The 1,923-nt window shown below is 48.0% G+C and carries 18 tRNA genes; all 18 read right to left on the bottom strand.

Annotated features, from left to right (window positions below):
• Window positions 1-132 precede the first annotated feature (132 nt).
• Window positions 133-217, bottom strand: a tRNA-Leu gene (locus tag LQ693_RS13390).
• 149 nt (window positions 218-366) lie between these two features.
• A tRNA-Gly gene (locus tag LQ693_RS13385) sits at window positions 367-441 on the bottom strand.
• Window positions 442-452: 11 nt separating this feature from the next.
• Window positions 453-527, bottom strand: a tRNA-Cys gene (locus LQ693_RS13380).
• Between the two features lie 6 nt (window positions 528-533).
• Window positions 534-605 (bottom strand) — tRNA-Gln (locus tag LQ693_RS13375).
• A gap of 15 nt (window positions 606-620) precedes the next feature.
• Window positions 621-693 (bottom strand) — tRNA-His (locus tag LQ693_RS13370).
• 2 nt (window positions 694-695) lie between these two features.
• Window positions 696-769: transfer RNA gene (locus tag LQ693_RS13365), tRNA-Trp, on the bottom strand.
• An 18-nt stretch (window positions 770-787) separates the two neighbouring features.
• Window positions 788-871: transfer RNA gene (locus LQ693_RS13360), tRNA-Tyr, on the bottom strand.
• A gap of 6 nt (window positions 872-877) precedes the next feature.
• Window positions 878-953: transfer RNA gene (locus tag LQ693_RS13355), tRNA-Thr, on the bottom strand.
• A 14-nt stretch (window positions 954-967) separates the two neighbouring features.
• A tRNA-Phe gene (locus tag LQ693_RS13350) sits at window positions 968-1,040 on the bottom strand.
• A 20-nt stretch (window positions 1,041-1,060) separates the two neighbouring features.
• Window positions 1,061-1,136: transfer RNA gene (locus LQ693_RS13345), tRNA-Asp, on the bottom strand.
• A 13-nt stretch (window positions 1,137-1,149) separates the two neighbouring features.
• Window positions 1,150-1,223, bottom strand: a tRNA-Met gene (locus LQ693_RS13340).
• 26 nt (window positions 1,224-1,249) lie between these two features.
• Window positions 1,250-1,342 (bottom strand) — tRNA-Ser (locus LQ693_RS13335).
• 12 nt (window positions 1,343-1,354) lie between these two features.
• Window positions 1,355-1,428 (bottom strand) — tRNA-Ile (locus LQ693_RS13330).
• Between the two features lie 35 nt (window positions 1,429-1,463).
• Window positions 1,464-1,537: transfer RNA gene (locus LQ693_RS13325), tRNA-Met, on the bottom strand.
• 20 nt (window positions 1,538-1,557) lie between these two features.
• Window positions 1,558-1,633 (bottom strand) — tRNA-Ala (locus tag LQ693_RS13320).
• A 25-nt stretch (window positions 1,634-1,658) separates the two neighbouring features.
• A tRNA-Pro gene (locus tag LQ693_RS13315) sits at window positions 1,659-1,732 on the bottom strand.
• An 18-nt stretch (window positions 1,733-1,750) separates the two neighbouring features.
• A tRNA-Arg gene (locus LQ693_RS13310) sits at window positions 1,751-1,824 on the bottom strand.
• 9 nt (window positions 1,825-1,833) lie between these two features.
• Window positions 1,834-1,922 (bottom strand) — tRNA-Leu (locus LQ693_RS13305).
• Window position 1,923: the final 1 nt, after the last annotated feature.

The following is a 1,923-nucleotide window of genomic DNA, read 5'->3' as shown; positions in this document are numbered from 1 at the left end:
AGTTTAATCATGATTTTAGTGGAAAATATTAATCCATATAAAAAAACAAACTGAACTTATAAATTTAAGTTCAGTTTGTCCACAGTCTGAGTCTTAAGCGATTAGCTTAAGACTTTTTTCATTAATTATATATACCGGTGGTCGGGTTCGAACCGACACGTCCTCGACGGACACGGGATTTTGAGTCCCGCGTGTCTGCCAATTCCACCACACCGGCTTAATAAAAATCCTACAAAAAAATCTTCCCAATGGAAGAAATAAATGGAGCGGAAGATAGGACTTACACCTATATCTCATTCCGGGAAGGAATGTATTCTAAGAGTTGAAATACTCCCGCATTTTAATAAATAACAGTATTAATAATAATGGAGCGGAAGATAGGACTTGCACCTATATCTCATTCCGGGAAGGAATGTATTCTAAAAGTTGAAATACTCCCGCAAAGTTATTAATGGAGGCGGCAACCGGATTTGAACCGGTGAATAGAGGTTTTGCAGACCTCGGCCTTACCACTTGGCTATGCCGCCAGACTACTGGGCTAGCTGGATTCGAACCAGCGAGTGACGGAGTCAAAGTCCGTTGCCTTACCGCTTGGCTATAGCCCATTAATATAAAATAAGGGCGGCTGATGGGAATCGAACCCACGAGTGTCGGAACCACAATCCGATGCGTTAACCACTTCGCCACAGCCGCCATGGCAGGGGCAGTAGGAATCGAACCCACACCAAAGGTTTTGGAGACCTCTATTCTACCGTTGAACTATGCCCCTATTAAATTAAAATAATAATGGTGGAGGGGGGCAGATTCGAACTGCCGAACCCGAAGGAGCGGATTTACAGTCCGCCGCGTTTAGCCACTTCGCTACCCCTCCGTTAGATGGTGCCGGCCAGAGGACTTGAACCCCCAACCTACTGATTACAAGTCAGTTGCTCTACCAGTTGAGCTAGGCCGGCAAAAAGTTAAAAGATGGCTCAGGACGGAATCGAACCGCCGACACAAGGATTTTCAGTCCTTTGCTCTACCGACTGAGCTACTGAGCCATACATTGATTTTTAAAAAATGGCGGTCCCGACGGGAATCGAACCCGCGATCTCCTGCGTGACAGGCAGGCATGTTAACCGCTACACCACGGGACCATCATTAAAGCTATTGCGGGAGGCGGATTTGAACCACCGACCTTCGGGTTATGAGCCCGACGAGCTACCGAACTGCTCCATCCCGCGATAATAATATTAAGTTACAAATATAATGGCGGAGGAAGAGGGATTCGAACCCCCGCGAGCCGTTAAGCCCCTGTCGGTTTTCAAGACCGATCCCTTCAGCCGGACTTGGGTATTCCTCCAATATATAAGTATGGACCTTGCAGGACTCGAACCTGCGACCCAACGGTTATGAGCCGTTTGCTCTGACCAACTGAGCTAAAGGTCCAAAATTTAAAATATGTATCATATTGAAAATTTTAATGGCGGCGGAGGGGATCGAACCCCCGACCTCACGGGTATGAACCGTACGCTCTAGCCAGCTGAGCTACGCCGCCATAATGGTATTATTTTTAAATGGTGGAGACTAGCGGGATCGAACCGCTGACCTCCTGCGTGCAAAGCAGGCGCTCTCCCAGCTGAGCTAAGCCCCCATTTAATATGTAAATTTTTAAAGAGTCGGGAAGACAGGATTCGAACCTGCGACCCCTTGGTCCCAAACCAAGTGCTCTACCAAGCTGAGCTACTTCCCGTAACCAAAATGGTCATTACGCGCCCGAGAGGAGTCGAACCCCTAACCTCTTGATCCGTAGTCAAACGCTCTATCCAATTGAGCTACGGGCGCATATTAATATGGTGCCGAGGACCGGAATCGAACCGGTACGGTAATCACTTACCGCAGGATTTTAAGTCCTGTGCGTCTGCCAGTTCCGCCACCCCGGCA

The sequence above is a fragment of the Mammaliicoccus sp. B-M6 genome (assembly GCF_022386965.1).
GTDB classification, from domain to species: domain Bacteria; phylum Bacillota; class Bacilli; order Staphylococcales; family Staphylococcaceae; genus Mammaliicoccus; species Mammaliicoccus sciuri_A.
The sequence above is the reverse complement of the archived record's forward strand: the minus strand, read 5'-3'. Positions and strand labels throughout refer to the sequence as shown.